The organism is Nitrospirae bacterium CG2_30_53_67 (assembly GCA_001873285.1).
Taxonomy (GTDB): domain Bacteria; phylum CG2-30-53-67; class CG2-30-53-67; order CG2-30-53-67; family CG2-30-53-67; genus CG2-30-53-67.
In genome coordinates, this window is sequence record MNYV01000025.1 from 1 (window position 1) to 18,055 (window position 18,055).

Here is an 18,055-nt window from a genome sequence, read left to right on the forward strand (position 1 = left end):
CTCCTCCAATCAGAAGGGGATTTATCTTCGAAACCGTATCCGCAGGGAACTGATCCCTCTGCTGGTGGAGAGATACAACCCGAACCTGGTGGAAGACCTGCAGAGGACAGCAGAGATACTCGGGGAGGAAGAGGCCTTCATGCAGGAAGAGGCTGAAAAGCGCTTCTCCCCGATGACTATCCCCGGCGGAGTGGCCCTCGATCTATCAGATCTTAAGGGTCTTTCTCATGCCATGGTGCGAAGGATGGTGAGGATGGCCATGGTCCAGGCCGGCGAGTCTTCCGAGATCACTTTCCGGCATGTGGATTCGGTCTTGAAACTGATGGAGGCGGAGGGCTCCGCGGCGAGGATCGATCTCCCGGAGGGATTGAAGGTCCGAAAGTCCTACGAAAGGCTGGAGTTTTCCATGGAGAATCCAAAAGAGAGCCCTGGGGATCTTTATGAGATCCCGGTTCCCGGCAGCAAGCGGATCCCCGAGCTGAGGATCGAGGTGGAATCCAGGGTCCTTTCCCTTGATGAGACAGCGGACTCTCTTCTGAAAAGCGAGGCGGTCCTGGATCTGGACAAGTGTTCCGGCCCGCTTGGTTTCAGGACAAGGCGGCCGGGGGATATTTTTTATCCCAAGGGGTTCGGCAAAAAGAAAAAAGTCAAACGGTTTTTCATTGACGAGAAGATACCATACATGGAGCGCGGCCGGGTCCCGCTCCTGGTCAATCGTGAAAACGAGATCCTCTGGATTGGTGGATACCGGATGGATGGGCGTTATGCCGTGGATGACAAGACCCGCCGTGCCCTTCTGATTCAGATCCGCCGCTTAAACGGGAAAGAGCATGAAGAGACTCGGCGAAGTCCTGATATCGGCTGAGGCCATCAGAAACAGGGTCTGCGATCTGGCTGGTGAGATATCACGTGACTATCAAGGCAAGGACCTCCTCATGGTCGGAATCCTTAAAGGGGCCTTTGTCTTTATGGCGGACCTGGTCCGGGCGATCTCCATCCCGGTCCGGATTGATTTCCTGGGCGTGGCCAGTTATGGACCGGGCACGGACCCGTCTGAGGAGATCAAGGTTTTCAAAGATTTGAATCAGCCTGTGGCCGGCCGGGACATTTTGATCGTGGACGATATTATTGATACCGGCCTGACCACGGATTACCTGCTCCGGCTCCTTACGGTGCGGAGTCCCAGGTCCATCAAGGTCTGCTCACTGCTGAACAAGCCGTCGAGGAGAAAGGTCGAGGTTAAGATCGACTACCTGGGGTTTCAGATCCCGGATCATTTCGTCGTGGGGTACGGCATGGATTTTAATGAGGAGTATCGGCATCTGCCGGAGGTCCACATGATCACGGCTTCGTAAAAAGTCCGTCTGCATCACGGAGATCTGATGACGCCTGTGGCCGTTCAATGCGGTTTGGAACTTTTTATTTGGAAATATAATTTTTTTATTGTTTATCAGAAAGATTTTATGATAGGATGTGCAATATAAAAAACAATGTAAATCAACAAGATAGGACATTTCTCCTGTCTTTTGCGCATTGATTTGCCGTCCGGGAGGCCCTTTGTGAATTCCTTCTATAAAAGTTTAACCCTGTGGCTTGTCATCGGTATGGTGATGGTCCTTGTTTTCAATCTCTTCAATTACCAGAAGGACATCACGCACGAGATCACGTTTACGGAATTCCTGGATCAGGTGGATAACGGAGAAGTCAAGGAGGTTGTGATCCAGGAAGACGAAGGGATCACCGGCATCACGCAGGACGGCAAGACCTTCAGGGTCTATTCACCGCAGTATCCTGACCTGATCAAGGACCTTCGGACCAAGGGGGTCAAGATCAAGGCCAAACCTCCCAGGAAAGAGTCACTCCTGATGACCATCCTGGTCTCATGGTTCCCCTTTCTCCTCCTCATCGGCGTCTGGATCTTTTTCATGAGGCAGATGCAGGGCGGAGGGAACAAGGCCCTCTCCTTCGGGAAGAGCCGCGCCAAGCTCCTGACCGAGGATCAGCAGAAAGTGACCTTCAAGGACGTGGCCGGAATCGATGAGGCCAAAGAGGAACTCCAGGAAGTGATCGAGTTTCTCAAGGATCCGAAAAAGTTCCAGAAACTCGGAGGAAAGATCCCCAAGGGGGTGCTCCTGATGGGGCCGCCCGGGACAGGCAAAACCCTTCTGGCGAGGGCCATTGCCGGGGAGGCGGATGTCCCCTTTTTTACGATCAGCGGCTCTGATTTTGTTGAAATGTTTGTGGGCGTGGGCGCCTCCAGGGTCAGGGACCTCTTTGACCAGGGGAAAAAGCACGCCCCCTGCATCATCTTCATCGACGAGATCGACGCGGTGGGACGCCACCGGGGCGCCGGGCTCGGTGGAGGTCACGATGAGCGGGAGCAGACATTGAACCAGCTTCTGGTGGAGATGGATGGATTCGAATCCCATGAAAGCGTGATCCTGATCGCAGCGACCAACCGGCCCGACGTCCTCGATCCGGCCCTCATGCGTCCCGGGAGATTCGACCGGCAGGTGGTGGTCCCGAATCCGGACATCAAGGGGAGGGAAGGGATACTCAAGGTCCATACCCGGAAGATCCCCATGGCAGAGGACGTGGATATCATGACCCTTGCAAGGGGGACACCGGGGTTCTCCGGGGCCGACCTGGCCAACATGGTGAACGAAGGAGCGTTGCTCGCTGCGCGCAAGAACAAGGACAAGGTCGACATGTCCGACCTCGAATCAGCCAAGGACAAGGTCATGATGGGCGCAGAGCGAAGAAGCATGGTCATGACCGATGAGGAGAAGAGAAACACGGCCTATCACGAAGCGGGACATGCCTTGGTGGCCAGGCTGGTTCCCGGCGCCGATCCGGTGCACAAGGTGACCATCATTCCCAGGGGAAGGGCGCTGGGGGTGACTCAGCAGATACCGGAGTCGGACAAGTACACCTACTCCAAGGAGAATATGCTGGCCAGGATCACGGTGCTCCTGGGCGGAAGGGCCTCCGAGGAGCTGATCTTTGATCAGATGACCACAGGGGCCGGAAACGACATCGAGCGGTCCACCGAGCTTGCAAGAAAGATGATCTGCGAGTGGGGCATGAGTGATAAGCTCGGCCCGGTGACCTTCGGCAAGAAGGAAGAGCAGATCTTCCTGGGGAGAGAGATCTCGCAGCACAGGGACTACAGCGAAGCCACGGCCGTGGAGATTGATTCCGAGGTGAGAAGGGTTGTCAACGAGTGTCATGACGAGGCCAGAAGGCTTCTCCAAGAGAACATTGAAACCTTGAAACGGATCGCCGAAACCCTGCTGGATATCGAGGTTCTGAATGCAGAACAGCTCGATGAGATCATAGACGGAAAATCCCCCAAAGAGGCCAAGGAATGAGATACCGGATGAGGGTCCTCAATCTGGGAACGAGGGATGAACTCATCCGTGAAATGAAACGTCTGGGCGCCGATCCGGAAGGGATCGGCATGATGTTTCCCAAAGGATTGACCAGACTGATCCGTCTTGCCGGCATTCCCTGCAAAGTGGCCAACCTTCTCAAACAGGAATTGCTTTCACGCGGGGGAGACTGCGCTGTTTCACATGGGACGCTCACACACGCCGTGGAGACCACCGATGCCCTCATGATCGCCACGGAGAGACAGTACCGCGAGCTGATCCGTAAATTGAAGAAGCAAAAGATCTTCGGACTTCCGGAACTTGCCGGTCAGATTGAAAAGAGCATAACGAACATGAACCTCAGGAAGTTCCGGATCGAAATCGGGGGCAAGGCGCTGAATCTCGATGAAAGGACCCATATCATGGGGGTTCTGAATGTGACGCCGGATTCCTTTTCCGACGGAGGGACCTTCATGGATCCGGAGAAGGCCTATCTCCATGCTTTGAGAATGAGGGACGACGGCGCCGATATCATCGATATCGGGGGGGAATCAACACGTCCGGGCGCAGAGGAGACGCCTGAAGACCTTGAACTCTCGAGAATCCTTCCTCTGGTCGAGCGTATTTCCAGGGAATCGGAGGCGGTCATTTCCGTGGATACCTACAAGGCGCGTGTGGCGAGAAAAGCCATTGAAGCCGGGGCACACATGATCAATGATATCAGCGGGCTGAGGTTCGATCCGGAGATGGCGCCGTTGATTGCCGAGACCGGCGTGCCGGTCGTCATCATGCATATCAAGGGGACGCCCAGGGATATGCAAAAAGAACCCTCCTATGAAGACGTCATGGGGGAGATTATCGCAAGCCTTGAGGAGAGCATGGAGATCGCTTACAGGGCAGGGGTCCGGGAGGAACAGATCGTGGTGGATCCGGGGATCGGTTTTGGAAAGCGCCTTCAGGATAATCTGGACATCATCAGGCATCTTTCAGAACTCAAAATTCTCGGGCGGCCGATCCTGCTCGGTACCTCTCGGAAGTCATTCATCGGCAGCATTCTTAACCTCTCAGTTACGGACCGCCTTGAGGGGACTGCGGCTACCGTGAGCGTGGGGATCATGAACGGCGTCCATATCATCCGGGTCCACGACGTTCGGGAAATGGCCAGGGTGGCCAAGGTGACCGATGCCGTGGCCCAACGCGTTTAATGTCTGGATAATTAGAATCATCTCCAAAAGAGTGGGTGAAAACATAAGGGTTCAAGGGGTCAAGGATTCCAGGGGTCAAGTGAAGTGCTTTTTAAAAACTCAAGGGTCCGAGGGGTCAAGGGGCTTAGGGTCCAAGTGAAAAGCATAGAAAAAAACTGAAGGGCAACAGAAATCAAAAAACCACTTGAACCCTTGAACCCTTGAACCCTATAACCCTATCTTGTATTTTAAAGAAATGGTTCCGAATGTTTTCTGAAATCTCCGACGTCCTCCACTGGTTTCTGCGGACATTTCGATGGCAGGATGCCGTCGACATCCTGATCGTTGCCTACGTCCTTTACGAGCTGTTCAAGCTTTTTAAAGGGACCCGGGCCCTTCAGATGATCATCGGGCTGACCATCCTGGTCATGGCCTCGTTCATTTTCCAGTGGGCAAAATTTTATACCATCAGCTGGCTGCTGAATAACCTGTGGGCCTATCTGGCCCTGAGTGTGATCATTCTTTTCCAGCCGGAAATCCGCAGGACCCTGGCCCATATGGGGCAGAGCCCTGTTTTTTCATCCATGAACCTGGAATCGGAGGCCAAGACCATTGATGAACTGGTCAAGGGATCCGTCACCATGGCGAGCCGGAAGATCGGGGCGCTGATCCTGCTTGAACGTGAGCACAGCATCGAAGGCCTGATTGAGATGGGGACGCCCATTGACTCGAAGTTGTCCAAGGAGATCCTCCTCAGTATCTTCCTCCCCTATTCCCCGATTCATGACGGGGCCGTGATCATTCAGAAGGACAGGATCAAGGCCGCGGGATGTTTCCTCCCGCTTACGCTGAATCTCAACCTGAGCAAGGAGCTGGGGACCCGTCACCGGGCGGCCATGGGCATCACTGAAGAGACCGATGCCGTGGTGATCGTGGTCTCGGAAGAGACAGGGACCATTTCCGTGGTGATCGGCGGGAAGATTACACGGGACCTGGATGCGCAGGCCCTTCGCCGTGTCCTGACCAATGTGATGCGGCCGGTTAAGAAAAAAACAAGGAAATGGTTTTAAAGATCATCTCCAAAAGAGTGGGTGAAAAAGAAGGGGTCAAGGGGCCAAGGATTCAAGGGGTCGAGTGAAGTGCTAAAAACATCAGCGGTCAAGGGGTCCAGTGTTTTTCTCTGGAGATTTTGCTTGCGTTTAAGTATTTCACTTGAACCCTGGAATCCTCGACCCCTTTTTACCCACTAAATGGGAGAAGAACCATAATTAAAAAAGGGATCAGCGGAGTGAAAGGCATGAGGCGCTTTAAGGATATATTGATCAAGGATTTGTGGATCAAGGCATTCTCCATTATTTTTGCTTTTTTCCTCTGGTTTTCCATCGTCGGGGGAGAAAGCGCTGAGGAGTTTTTTACCATCCCGCTGACCATTGTGAAAATCCCAGAGAATATGATCATCAAAAACGAACTGGTTGATTTCGTGAATTTGCGGGTGCGCGGGCAGAAGGCCGTGCTCAACTCGCTGAATGCCAAACAGATCACCGTGGAACTCAACCTCAAGGATGCAAAAGAGGGTGAAAACGTCATCACCCTCTTTCCGGAAGAAGTCAAACTCCCTGAAGGGCTCTCCGTTGTAAGGATCAGTCCTTCACAGGTCACGGTCGAGCTGAGCAAACTTGCCGAGAAAGCGCTCCCGGTGGAACCCGATTTCTTCGGGACCGCAGCCAAAGGCTACGAGATCGGGAGGGTTACGGCCACGCCGCTCAAGGTAGAGGTGATGGGGCTGAAGGAGGCGCTCAAGGATCAGGAAAAGATCAAGACCGCGCGTATAGATCTCTTCGGAAAGAACCGGTCTTTTTCCGTGGAGGCGGACCTGAAGCCCCCCAGTGGAAATGTCTATATCAAAGGGCCCAAAAAGGTCCAGGTTGACGTGGAGATCCTGGAAAAGTCAGGCCGGCGTGAATTCCGGAATATACCGGTGAAGGGGTCCGGCCCTTCGGACGGGGCGGTTTTTCATCCGGATAAGGTGACACTGGTCATCGCCGGGCCGGAGGCCAAACTTACGGATATGCTCCCTTCGATGATCGAGGTCGTGATCCAGGAGCCGGAGACACCGGGCGCCTTTGATCTGGAACCGGAGGTGACCTTGCCCGAGGGGTTTCAGGTGATCCGGATCAGTCCTGAAAAAATACGGGTCAAGGTGGAGAAGCATTCCTGAACCGTTCTATATATACAGAGCCTCATAAACCAACAACGTCATTCCCCGGCCCCCGATCGCAGTCGAGGGCAGGCTTGATCGGGGAATCCATGGTTCGACAAGCTCACCATGACAATTGTCACCCTGAGCCTGTCGAAGGGTGGATTGTCCGGTCGAGCCGGACAATGACAAACTGATTAACCTCTGTCACTGTGTATAAAGGAGGGTCAATCTTGGGCAAGTTGTTTGGAACCGACGGCGTCCGGGGTGTTGCCAACGTCTACCCCATGAACGTGGAAATGGCGATCAAGCTCGGGAGGGCGGCTTCACATATTTTCAAGAAGGCGCGCTCCGGCCGGCACAAGGTCATCATAGGCAAGGATACGAGACTTTCGGGATACATGCTGGAGAGCGCCCTCATGTCAGGAATCTGCTCCATGGGCGTGGACGTCCTGCTGGTCGGTCCCCTCCCCACGCCGGCCATTGCCTTCATGACTAAAAATCTCCGGGCGGACGCGGGTGTGGTGATCTCCGCCTCGCACAACCCCTATCAGGACAACGGGATCAAGTTTTTCTCTCCCGATGGGTACAAACTCCCGGATGAAATAGAAGAGGAGATGGAGTCTCTTATTTTTTCCAATGATATTGATTCCATCCGGCCCACGGCCGAGGAGGTGGGAAAGGCCTTTCGGATTGATGACGCGGAGGGCCGCTATGTTTCTTACATCAAAACAAGCTTCCCCAAGGAGTATGACCTCTCCGGGATCAAGATCGTGATTGACTGTGCCAACGGCGCGGCGTACAAGGCCGCCCCGCTGGTCATGCAGGAACTCGGCGCCGATATCGTCGTCTTGAATAACCGGCCCGACGGATGCAACATTAACAAGGACTGCGGGTCGCTCCATCCTGATGTGATCATAAAGGCCGTTCTGGACCATGGCGCCGATATCGGCATCTCCCTGGACGGAGATGCAGACCGCGTGATCTTTTCGGATGAAAAGGGGAGTGAGGTCAACGGCGACCCCGTGATGGTCTTCTCCGCCCTGGACATGAAAAGCCGAGGGGTCCTGCGTGAGAATACCCTGGTGACCACGGTGATGAGCAACATGGGGTTGGAACTGGCGCTGAAAAAACAGGGGATACGGGTCGTCCGGACGCAGGTCGGAGACCGGTATGTGGCCGAGGAGATGATCCGGGGAGGATATAATCTGGGCGGGGAGCAATCCGGTCATATTCTATTTATGGACTACAATACCACGGGAGACGGGATCCTGTCGGCCCTGCAGGTCCTTTCCATCATGAGGAGGTCCGGAAAGAGTCTCTCCGAACTCGCTTCGGTCATGACCACGCTTCCGCAGATCCTCAAGAACGTCAGGGTCAGGGAGAAAAAGGATTTTGAAAGCCTGCCGGACGTCAAGAAGGCCATCCATTCCGCAGAGCAGAAACTTAAAGAGGAGGGGAGGGTTCTGGTCAGGTATTCAGGCACTGAAAACAAGGCCAGGGTCATGATCGAAGGACCGGATTCGGATTCGATCCGGGATATGGCCGAAAGCATAGCGGGAGAGATCGAGAAGGCGATTGGTGTTAAAAATTAAAGATTATCTCCAGAAGAGTAGGTGAAAACATCAGGGGTCAAGGGGTCAAGGATTCCAGGGGTCAAGTGAAGTGCTTTTCAAGAAATTGAGGGTCCGAGGGGTCAAGGATTCAAGTGAAATACAGAAAAGCAAGCAAAGTCTCCAGAGAGAAACACTGGACCCCTTGAACCCTTGAACCCTTTTTATCCACTATATGGGAGAAGAAACAAAATTGGGATTTCGATATTCGGATTTCAGCCTATTTTAGAAAGGGGTTTCTTGTGACACGACTGGGAGTGAACATTGATCACGTGGCCACGATCCGTCAGGCCAGGCTGACCACGGAACCGGATCCGGTTGCGGCCGCGCTCATTGCCGAGCTGGCCGGAGCAGACGGCATTACCATCCACCTGAGAGAGGACCGCAGGCATATCCAGGACCGTGATTTAAGTTTGATCCGTCGTGTGATTCATGTCCGACTGAACCTGGAAATGGCGGCAACCGAGGAGATCATCCGGATCGCACTGAAGGAGAGACCGGATGCGGTCTGTCTCGTTCCTGAAAAGAGGGCGGAACTCACGACTGAAGGCGGACTGGATGTGGCGGCCCATGGGAAGTCCCTGAAGCAAGGGATCCGGAGGCTGAGGCATAAGGGGATCGAGGTCAGCATCTTCGTGGATCCCGATCCCAGACAGGTGATCGCCTCAAAGGAGTTGAACGCTGATGCCGTGGAGATCCATACCGGCGCCTATGCGGAGGCCAAAGGCAAGGCGCAGGCCCGGGAACTGGAGCGTATCCATCGGGCCGTGCAGACTGCCCGTGAGATCGGGATCAGCATCCATGCAGGGCACGGGCTGACCTACCGGAACGTCAGCCGGATCGCCGCCATACCGGAGATCGAGGAGCTGAACATCGGACACAGCATCATATCCAGGGCGGTGCTGGTAGGGCTGGAACGGGCTGTCAGGGAAATGAAGGCGCTGGTGAACCCTTGAACCCTTTGTCAACTTAATTGACGATGAGCCGAGTATGAAGGTCGCGAATGCTGAACAGATGAAGAGACTGGACCGGGAGGCCGTCAGGGAGTACAGGATCCCCGGAATCGTGCTTATGGAGAACGCCTCGCTGGGGGTGATCCGTTCCATGGAGACGAAATACGGCCGGCTTTGGGGGAGGTCCGTGCTGATCTTCTGCGGCAAGGGGAACAACGGCGGGGACGGGATGGCCTCGGCCAGACACCTTGCAAACCGAGGGGCGCACGTCCAGGTGGTTCTCTTGGGAGAACCTGAGAGCCTCCAGGAAGACGCAGCAGCCAATTACGCCATCTGCGAACGCATGAAGATCCGAATCCATCCGGTGGTCTCTCCAAAAGATTTTTCTTCGGTTTCACGCTGGATCAGTAAGGCCGATCTTATCCTGGATGCGATCCTGGGAACCGGGATCGTCCCGCCGGTCCGCGGGCTGGTGGAACAGGCAGTACGCCGGATCAACCGGTCCGGTAAACCGGTGATCTCCGTGGACCTCCCCACAGGCTTGAGTGCGGACTCTTCTGAAATCGTCGGGGAGGTGGTTCATGCGGATTTGACTGTCACCTTCGGTCTTCCCAAAATATCCCTGGTCCAGTATCCCTCATTGTCGAATGCCGGAGAGGTCCACGTGGCGGACATCAGCCTTCCTTGGGAACTCGTGGACCAGGCTGAGATCCCAGTGGAACTTCTCGGTGAGGAGATTCTGCAGGCCCTTCCGCCGAGGAGGCCCGATCTTCACAAGGGGGAAGCAGGCCGGGTCCTTCTGATCGCAGGATCCAGGGGAATGCCTGGAGCGGCGGTAATGGCCGCCCTATCCTGTTTCAGGTCCGGCGCCGGACTGGTCTATGCCGCCGTGCCCGGGCGGGTGCGGGAGTTTTTTCATAAACAGTTGGTAGAGGGGATCACCGTCACCCTTCCGGAAACCGAGCGGGATCATCTGAGCCTCTCCGCTCTGCCGGATATCCTCGCTGCGGCCCGGGGGAAAAAGGCGGCGGTGATGGGGCCCGGAATCGGCCTTGACCCGGCAACGGGCGATATGGTACGATCCCTCATTCAAAAGATCCGCATCCCCATGATTCTGGACGCCGACGCCCTCAGCCATCTGGCCGGGAATACGGCCCTACTCAGGAAAATCAGGATCCCGGTGATCCTGACCCCGCATCCCGGGGAGATGGCCAGGCTGACAGACGTCTCGGACAAGGTTTTAAAGACGCGCCGCGTGGATCTGGCCCGGGAATTCGCCGCGGCGTTTGGGGTGATTCTGGTTTTAAAAGGGGCCAGGACCGTGATTGCGGATCCCAAGGGCCGGGTCTGGATCAATCCAACGGGAAATCCGGGCATGGCCACGGCCGGGACCGGGGACGTGCTCACGGGGATGATCGCCGGGCTTGCGGCCCAAGGGATGGCGCCTCTGCAGGCTGCGCTGGCCGGTGTTTTTCTGCACGGGCGCTGCGGGGACCGAGCCGCCGCACACCGGGGTAAACGAGGACTTCTTGCCAGAGACCTGATCCGTGAGATACCGAATGTCTTGAGGACCGTTGATGACAAGAAAAGGACCCGATGAAACCACAGAGTGCACAGAGAAACAGTCTGTGTTCTGTGGTCAGGTTTTAATAAACGTTCAACCAGAAAAGGAGGAAAACATGAAAAGGATTCTTGCTTGCGCAGTCTTTTTAACTCTACGGGTCGGCCGCGCTCTCTTATTATCCGATGAAGAATCTTGGGATTTCGGCCGGATACCGGATGATCCGCCTGGATGTGTCCGAGGATGGAGACAGTGCATTTCTTAAACTGGGCGGTCCGACCCTGTCTGCGACTCTTCGATTCTAAAGAAGCTTATGAATGATTTGATGGATGTTTATTTTAAAGAAAAGAGGTGAGGAACATTGCTTGCAGCCAAAGATCTGATGACCCGGGACGTGATCACCGTGGGGCCCGACATGCCGGTCAAGGAACTGGCCAATCTGTTGGTCGAGCGCCATATCAGCGGCGCCCCCGTGGTTGACCGGGAGGGGGCGCTGGTCGGGATCATTACCGAGAAGGATCTGATCGAGAGTAATAAAAACATTCACATCCCGACTGTGGTGACCCTCTTTGACGCGGTGATCTATCTTGAAAGCGAAAAACACTTCAAGCAAGAGCTGAAAAAGATGGCCGCTTCCAAGGTGGAGGATATCATGGTCCGGAAGGTGGTCACCATCGGAGAAGAGACCTCCATCCGTGAGATTGCCGCGATCATGTCGGAACGGGGCAAGGGTCTGCTTCCCGTGGTCCGGGATGGGAAGCTGGTCGGGATTGTGGGCAAGGCCGATATCGTCCGGTCCATGGCCGGATAAACAAAGATCCCTCTCGGTGCGTCACCCTATTGATGAACAGGACCACTTAGGCGGAAACCATTTCAGGGCGACAGGAGAATGTCTGCCGGATTCATGATGCAAGCGGTTCTGCGTTCGTCTTCCGAGGAGGAGACTCTTTTGATCGGAGAACGCCTCGGCGGGCGCCTGGCCGGAGGCGATATCCTTGCCCTTGCAGGGAGGCTTGGCGCAGGAAAGACCGTTCTGGCCAAAGGGATCGCCAGGGGGCTCGGGATCAGGGAAGAGGACGTTGTGAGCCCCACCTATATGCTGATTCATGAAATTTCAGGGGCCGTGAAGCTCTTTCACGTGGACCTGTACCGTGTAACCGATATGGACGACCTGGAGAATGCCGGGTTCTACGACGTCTTCGATCAAGATGCCGTGACCGTCATTGAATGGGCTGACCGCTTTCCGGGCGCGGTCTCCGAACCGTATTTGATGATCAGGCTGCAATGCGTGGACGAGAATATCAGGGAGATCTTCATAGAGCCTCATGGGGAGAGGTTCAGGCGTCTTCTAAACCTCTTGGTGAAAGAAATTCCGTCTCACCTGATCTACAGGACATGAGGGCGCGGGCCTCTTCCGGGAAAGGTATGGGGTATGCTGTCGGAAGATGAGATCAGAAGTCTCTCAAAGGAGATGAGAAGAGTCCTCTCTGACGTCCGGGGTCTGGAGTTCCTCCGGCCTGTTGAAGAGATCGAGGAGAAGATCTCCTCTGTTCTTTCGCAGAACATGCAGGAGGAAATCAAGCTCAATGCCGAATGTGACAAGATCATGGATCAATATGCCGGGCAGATCGAGCGGGGGGATGCGGATCCTCACAAATTGTTTTCAATGATCAAGCGGAAACTGGCCCGGGAGAAGGGGGTTGTACTTTGAAACTCTCGGAAGACCGTATCTCACACCTTTCACACCTGATTTTGGATCAGATCCTGGAGCAGGGGCTGATCTTCATGAAGGAGGATGATGAACCTGCCGCACGGGCGGAAATCAGGAAAGTTTTTGTAACCGAACTCCAGAAGGAAGAAGCGCTCGACCAAAAAATCCGGAACAAGATCGTTTCCTACAAGAGGACGATCCCTGAAGGGAGCAATGAATGGCATATCCTTTATCAACGCTTCCAGCGGGAAGAGAAGACCCGGAAGGGATCCGCCTAAGTGGTCCTGTTCATCAATAGGGTGACTCACCGACCTGCCTGCCGTCAGGCAGGATCGTAGTGCGGTCTTATCTCCGCGCTCGGCGGAGCGCATACCCCATGTGGTACGCCGCAGGGATTGGTTCTCCAACGGGGCTTACTTCACGGAATTTTTCTTGTTATAGCCGACCAGGGCGATGGCGAACCGGTCGTCCTGGAAAGGATGCATGTCGGGGAAACGCTCAAAAAGCCAGCCGTTGAAGATTTCATTCCCTTCTTTCAGGACCGTCACCTTCAAGGCCGGATTCTTGGTCTCGTTTGAGAGGGACGTAATGGCATTCTGGTCCATGGAGAACTGGGGCAGGAAGTCTCCGGCCTTGATGATCAGGCTGCTTCCCGGAATCGGGTAATCCGTATGCAGGGGAATCGTCTGATCCACGCTGGTCTTTTGGGTCTTATCCTCGATCCGGATGACCGCGGATTCCCACTGGCCTGCAACGCCTTCAGGCACGGAAACGGTCTTGGGGGTCTGGGATGGCGTGCCTTGATGCATGGGCATGGCCGGTTGTTGAGGGAGATCGGCTGAAGGTTGTGCCTGAGTTTGCGTCTGCGGCTGCGGCGGGGCCGCCGTCTTTTTCTGTTCACAAGCCGTGAAAGTAATCAAAGGAATTGAAACAAGGACCATTAAAAACCACGCAGATCGTTTCATTGTTCTTCTCCTAAAAATGAAAGACGGAACCGTGCCTTTGGGCACAATAAAAATGAATGAAAACATTAATATATGGAAATGATAAAGTCAATATTTTTATTCCTCTGATTTTTGCGGGGATTTTATCTCTTTCACAGGGGTGCGCCGGTCTCAGACCCGCTCCCGGCTATGGTGAAGATGATTTCATGACCCATCCGGTCCTCGGGCTGCCCGTGACCATACGTTACCTTCCGGCGGATGCGCCCATTCTCCCCCTTCTTGAGGAGACAATCCGTTCCGGCATGGAGAAGGCCGGGCAGTGGGGCGAGATCCGGACTCCCTTTACAGTGACCGTCTATCCGGACCACGAGGCCTTGGAGAATGTCGTACAAAAAAGAGGGTATGGATGGCTCAAGGCCTGGGCCACGGAAGAGAAGATCTCCCTCCAGTCCCCGCGTTCCTGGACGTTGTTCAGGGATCAATATCTCTTTGACCTCATGGCACACGAGTTGACCCATGTGATCCACTATCAGACCGCAGGAATCCAGGCCGGCCGTTCAGCGGAAAACGATCCCTTCTGGTTCAGGGAAGGGTTGGCGTCCGTGACCGCCGGGCAGGGGTACCGAAGGTATGGGAGGAAGGCGCTGCGGAGATTATTGCGGTCGGACCCGAAGTTTGATCCCTTCTCTCCGTCAGAGAGGGATATCCGGGACCATGAGAAGCTGGTTTATTCATCAGCTCATTATCTGACGGTCTATCTGATCGAAACCTATGGTTCCGATCGGATCAGGGACCTCCTTCACAGGATCGCACTCGGGGATTCCTTTGAGACTGCCTTTGACAAGACCTATCCCGTTTCTTTAAAACGGCTGAGGTCGGAATGGGAACCATGGCTGGAGATGAACGAACCTTAGTGGTCCTATTCGTAAATACGGTCGCATTCGATTGCCGTAGGGCGGCCTCCTCGGCGTTCCGCTCCTTGCGACGTACCGCAGGGGGTACGCCTCAGTCGCGCGCCTTGATGAGTCCGCCCTACGGCACTCTCGGTACGTTACCATACTTACGAACAGGACCACTTAGGTTTATATTCGCTCGCTAATCCAGCCCCCAAGGGGCGGGGAATGCACTCGCTATACTTTTTCAGTTATGAAATTAGTATTATCTCCAAAAGAGCGGGTGAAAACATAAGGGGTCAAGGGGTCAAGGATTCCAGGGGTCAAGTGAAGTGCTTTTCAAGAAATTGAGGGTCCGAGGGGTCAAGGGGTCAAGGATTCAAGTGAAATACAGAAAAGCAAGCAAAGTCTCCAGAGAGAAACACTGGACCCCTTGAACCCTTGAACCCTTGAACCCTTGAACCCTTGACTCCTGTGACCCTATGGTTCTTCAACCCTCGACCCCTTTTTACCCGCTAAATGGGAGAAGGACCTGAAATTATTGATAAGGAAGACAGTACACATGAAAGCATCTGTTCTGGTAGCCATGAGCGGCGGGGTGGATAGTTCGGTCGCCGCTCTGCTCCTTTTGGGAAAAGGCTACAAGGTGATGGGCGCGACCATGAAGATCTGGGATGAGGCGAGAGAGGTTTCGTTCCCCTCCCCCAGGATCTGCTGCTCCCTGTCCGCGGTGGAAGATGCCATGGCCGTGTGCGGGCAATTAAAGGTCCCTTATCATCTGCTGGAATATCATGAGCACTTCAGGACCGAGGTTGTCGAGGATTTCTGCAGGGAGTACCGGCATGGCCGCACACCCAACCCATGTGTCCTGTGCAACTCACGGCTCAAATTCGATCATTTTCTGAAAGAAGCGGATTCTCTGGGCTGCGGCTTTATGGCAACGGGCCATTATGCGAGGGTCGAGCAGGATTGCCGGACCGGGAAGTTCCTTTTGAAGCGGGGGAAGGATACAAGAAAGGATCAGTCCTATTTTCTTTACGGCGTAACCCAGGAAGTTCTTTCCCGCCTCCTCTTGCCGGTGGGAGATTATACCAAGGAGCATATCCGCAAGCTTGCCGAAGATTACGGACTCCCCGTAGCCCGGAAAAAGGAGAGTCAGGAGATCTGTTTCATCCCGGACCATGATTACGCCTCCTTCCTCATGAGGCGGTTTCCTGAAGCTCATGAGAAAGGGGACATTTTAAACATGTCGGGAAAGGTTCTCGGGACGCACCCGGGATATATGCATTATACCATCGGTCAGCGGAGAGGACTGGGGGTGTCCCATCCGGTCCCGCTTTATGTGCTGGAGATCCATCCTTCTGAAAATGTCATCGTCGTCGGGCGCAAAGAGGATCTGCTGAATCGTCATGCCGTAGTGAGCGGGATCAACTGGATCTCCGGCCGGCCTCCTTGTTTATCGGACAAGATCAGCGCCAAGATCCGCTACCGGCATGCAGGCGCGGAAGTCAGATTGGATCCTGCGGATGATCCGCATGCCTTTCGTGTGACCTTCAATGAACCTCAGGAAGCCATCACCCCGGGGCAATCCATGGTGTTTTATGAGGGAGAGGTTGTCCTCGGGGGCGGGATCATTGAAAAGGCAGAGTAGACTCCGTTAGAAAACCCTGTTTTCTAACACCGCTTCAATGATAGACACTCCATTTAAGACAATAACAGGGGAGCCGGCAACTTTCTCTAACGGAGTAGAGGAAAAATTTTACCATATATATGTAAAGTTTTTCCTATTTTAGGCAAAAGTTTTCCCATTTTACCCGGCTGTTCAGGCAAGAAGCGAGACATTATCTGATAATATGGAATAATTTTCCAAAGTTTTACCATATAAACTCTCAAAAATATTAAAAACATAAAATAATCAGGAGATTATTCTAAAAAATGGCATAGAAAATGCAACTATATAGATATTGATTTTATTAGACGGCGATGCCATGATAGAAAACATAAATAGTCAATTATATTATAATTATTTTATGGATCTTTAGAGCAGAAAGTCTTTGACCGGAAGGAGTGTTACCGTCATGTTTAAGATCAATGTTCACAAGATCGAAGAACATACCTTTATTCTCAACCTTGAAGGTGATCTCACAGTCCAGACCTCGGTCGAGTTTCATAACGCCATCACGCCGATCCTGCAAAGGGAGCCCAAGGCGATTTCTATTAATCTCTCCAATGTGGCTGCGATGGACGAGGCCGGCATCGTGATCCTCATGAATGATCTCATGGATCATTCAGGCCGGGGAATCTATTTCTACCTGATCGGCCTTCCGGAGAAAATCAAAGTCTATTACCAAGCCTGTCTGCAAAATTTTGAGAATCCCTATTTCTCAAACACCACACACTGAAACCCCTTGACATTGATCTGCCGGCGGACATCCGCGTTCCGTAAGCCTCCTGGAACTCGACATCAGGCTCAGTCCTTTAGTCACGAAACTCACATCAGGAAGATTCCGGTTGACTCCGAATGTCGAGAAGTGGTATGAAAAGATAGGAATCTGAGTAATCTCTCTGCAGGTGGGGCCGCCAATGGAAAGGATCATTCTGGAAATCCCGGAAGAAATACTCATCTCACTGAAGGAGACCCCGTCCGAGCTTTCGAGAGACATCCGGATGCTGGCGGCGGCCAAGCTCTACGAACTGGGCAAGCTCTCCTCCGGCAGGGCCGCCCAGCTTGCCGGCATGTCACGGGTAAGTTTCCTCCGTGCGCTCTCACAGTACGGCGTTTCCATCCTGGCTCTGACTCCCGACGAACTCAGGCAGGATTATGAAAACGCGTAGAACCGTAATTGTCAACACATCCCCCCTTTATTACCTGCACAAGCTGGAATGCCTCGAATGTTTGGCCGGGCTGTACGGCAGCGTGACCGTCCCGGAGGCTGTAGCCGCTGAGCTTGAAGAGGGGAAGAAGGCCGGAGAGGGCGTTCCTTGTCTCAGCGACTACCCATGGATACACGTGAGAAAGGTCATGATTCCCGCCTTCATCAAGATGGTTCCCGACTTGGGGCGGGGCGAAGCTGAGGTTCTGGCGTTGGGAGCCGAAGAAGAGGATACACTTATCGTTGTTGATGACGGCCTGGCCAGGAGAATAGCAAAACTGCAAGGCTTCACGATCACGGGCACGGCAGGGGTCCTTTTAAAGGCGAAGAAGCAAGGGCTTGTCAAAGAGATCAGGCCGATGCTCGTGAAGCTGAAAGAATCGGGCTTCTATCTCAAAGAAGAGATCGTAAGCGAGATCCTCAAGATAGCAGGAGAGTCCTGAACCGGGTTCCAAGCCTTTGGCGCGATCATTCCCCCAGACGTCCGTCACCATCACCCTGTCTTATCACGAAACTTCCCTCAAAAGGATTCCACTCAAAAAGATTCCAGTTGACTCCGAATGTCGAGAAGTGGTATGAAAAGGCACGAATCTAAGTAAATTTTACATCTCATAGGCCGGTTTCAGTCTGCCGTCACGCAGATGGCCATATGAATGCGGTTATTCTTTGAGGATCGGATAAGAAATAAATATCCTCCGGCTTTGCCGGAGGATATTTATTGAGCTTCCCTCAGGAGAATTAGAATTATGGATAGA

The 18,055-nt window shown here is 53.8% G+C and carries 18 protein-coding genes and 1 pseudogene; 18 read left to right on the forward strand and 1 reads right to left on the reverse strand.

Annotated elements, in window-relative coordinates; genetic code table 11:
• The 13 genes and pseudogenes from AUK29_01375 (at window position 1) to AUK29_01435 (ending at window position 12,868) form a co-directional block, all read left to right on the forward strand.
• Window positions 1–865, forward strand: a pseudogene (locus AUK29_01375) (hypothetical protein).
• Window positions 831–1,355: a hypoxanthine phosphoribosyltransferase gene (locus AUK29_01380; GenBank protein OIP66137.1), complete on the forward strand. Its 525-nt coding sequence runs from the start codon at window positions 831–833 to the stop codon at window positions 1,353–1,355. Before AUK29_01375 ends, AUK29_01380 begins: the two are co-directional and overlap by 35 nt.
• A gap of 204 nt (window positions 1,356–1,559) precedes the next feature.
• Window positions 1,560–3,371, forward strand: a complete 1,812-nt coding sequence (locus tag AUK29_01385; protein OIP66153.1) for a cell division protein FtsH — start codon at window positions 1,560–1,562, stop codon at window positions 3,369–3,371.
• Complete coding sequence (locus tag AUK29_01390; protein ID OIP66138.1) at window positions 3,368–4,576, forward strand: dihydropteroate synthase; 1,209 nt, start codon at window positions 3,368–3,370, stop codon at window positions 4,574–4,576. The genes AUK29_01385 and AUK29_01390 overlap by 4 nt, the downstream gene beginning before the upstream one ends.
• Before the next feature lie 245 nt (window positions 4,577–4,821).
• Window positions 4,822–5,625 (forward strand): TIGR00159 family protein, encoded by an 804-nt coding sequence (locus tag AUK29_01395; protein ID OIP66139.1) that lies wholly within the window; start codon window positions 4,822–4,824, stop codon window positions 5,623–5,625.
• Between the two features lie 218 nt (window positions 5,626–5,843).
• The gene (locus AUK29_01400) at window positions 5,844–6,773 is read left to right on the forward strand and encodes a hypothetical protein (GenBank protein OIP66140.1); all 930 of its coding nucleotides are present in this window, start codon (window positions 5,844–5,846) and stop codon (window positions 6,771–6,773) included.
• A gap of 212 nt (window positions 6,774–6,985) precedes the next feature.
• On the forward strand, window positions 6,986–8,347 hold the full coding sequence (locus AUK29_01405) for a phosphoglucosamine mutase (protein ID OIP66141.1): 1,362 nt from the start codon (window positions 6,986–6,988) through the stop codon (window positions 8,345–8,347).
• Window positions 8,348–8,607: 260 nt separating this feature from the next.
• Window positions 8,608–9,321 carry a pyridoxine 5'-phosphate synthase gene (locus AUK29_01410; protein ID OIP66142.1) on the forward strand — a complete coding sequence of 238 codons (714 nt, stop codon included), beginning with the start codon at window positions 8,608–8,610 and terminating at the stop codon, window positions 9,319–9,321.
• Between the two features lie 34 nt (window positions 9,322–9,355).
• Complete coding sequence (locus AUK29_01415; protein OIP66143.1) at window positions 9,356–10,918, forward strand: hypothetical protein; 1,563 nt, start codon at window positions 9,356–9,358, stop codon at window positions 10,916–10,918.
• A 322-nt stretch (window positions 10,919–11,240) separates the two neighbouring features.
• Window positions 11,241–11,690: a hypothetical protein gene (locus AUK29_01420; protein ID OIP66144.1), complete on the forward strand. Its 450-nt coding sequence runs from the start codon at window positions 11,241–11,243 to the stop codon at window positions 11,688–11,690.
• A gap of 96 nt (window positions 11,691–11,786) precedes the next feature.
• On the forward strand, window positions 11,787–12,278 hold the full coding sequence (locus AUK29_01425; protein ID OIP66154.1) for a tRNA (adenosine(37)-N6)-threonylcarbamoyltransferase complex ATPase subunit type 1 TsaE: 492 nt from the start codon (window positions 11,787–11,789) through the stop codon (window positions 12,276–12,278).
• Between the two features lie 33 nt (window positions 12,279–12,311).
• Window positions 12,312–12,590 (forward strand): hypothetical protein, encoded by a 279-nt coding sequence (locus AUK29_01430; protein ID OIP66145.1) that lies wholly within the window; start codon window positions 12,312–12,314, stop codon window positions 12,588–12,590.
• A complete protein-coding gene (locus tag AUK29_01435; GenBank protein ID OIP66146.1) occupies window positions 12,587–12,868 on the forward strand; it encodes a hypothetical protein in 282 nt (93 codons plus the stop codon). The genes AUK29_01430 and AUK29_01435 overlap by 4 nt, the downstream gene beginning before the upstream one ends.
• Window positions 12,869–13,003: 135 nt before the next feature.
• On the opposite strand, the gene AUK29_01440 is transcribed toward AUK29_01435, so the two are convergent.
• Window positions 13,004–13,531 (reverse strand): hypothetical protein, encoded by a 528-nt coding sequence (locus AUK29_01440; GenBank protein OIP66147.1) that lies wholly within the window; start codon window positions 13,529–13,531, stop codon window positions 13,004–13,006.
• A gap of 80 nt (window positions 13,532–13,611) precedes the next feature.
• On the opposite strand from AUK29_01440, the gene AUK29_01445 reads away from it, so the two are divergent.
• From AUK29_01445 to AUK29_01465, 5 genes are all read left to right on the forward strand, one after another.
• Window positions 13,612–14,448: a hypothetical protein gene (locus tag AUK29_01445; GenBank protein ID OIP66148.1), complete on the forward strand. Its 837-nt coding sequence runs from the start codon at window positions 13,612–13,614 to the stop codon at window positions 14,446–14,448.
• A 541-nt stretch (window positions 14,449–14,989) separates the two neighbouring features.
• On the forward strand, window positions 14,990–16,078 hold the full coding sequence (locus tag AUK29_01450) for a tRNA 2-thiouridine(34) synthase MnmA (protein OIP66149.1): 1,089 nt from the start codon (window positions 14,990–14,992) through the stop codon (window positions 16,076–16,078).
• Window positions 16,079–16,505: 427 nt separating this feature from the next.
• Entirely contained in the window at window positions 16,506–16,829 is a 324-nt protein-coding gene (locus AUK29_01455) for a hypothetical protein (protein OIP66150.1), read from the forward strand.
• Between the two features lie 181 nt (window positions 16,830–17,010).
• Window positions 17,011–17,262, forward strand: coding sequence for a hypothetical protein (locus AUK29_01460; GenBank protein OIP66151.1), 252 nt, complete (start codon window positions 17,011–17,013; stop codon window positions 17,260–17,262).
• Entirely contained in the window at window positions 17,249–17,743 is a 495-nt protein-coding gene (locus AUK29_01465) for a hypothetical protein (GenBank protein OIP66152.1), read from the forward strand. The genes AUK29_01460 and AUK29_01465 overlap by 14 nt, the downstream gene beginning before the upstream one ends.
• Window positions 17,744–18,055 lie beyond the last annotated feature (312 nt).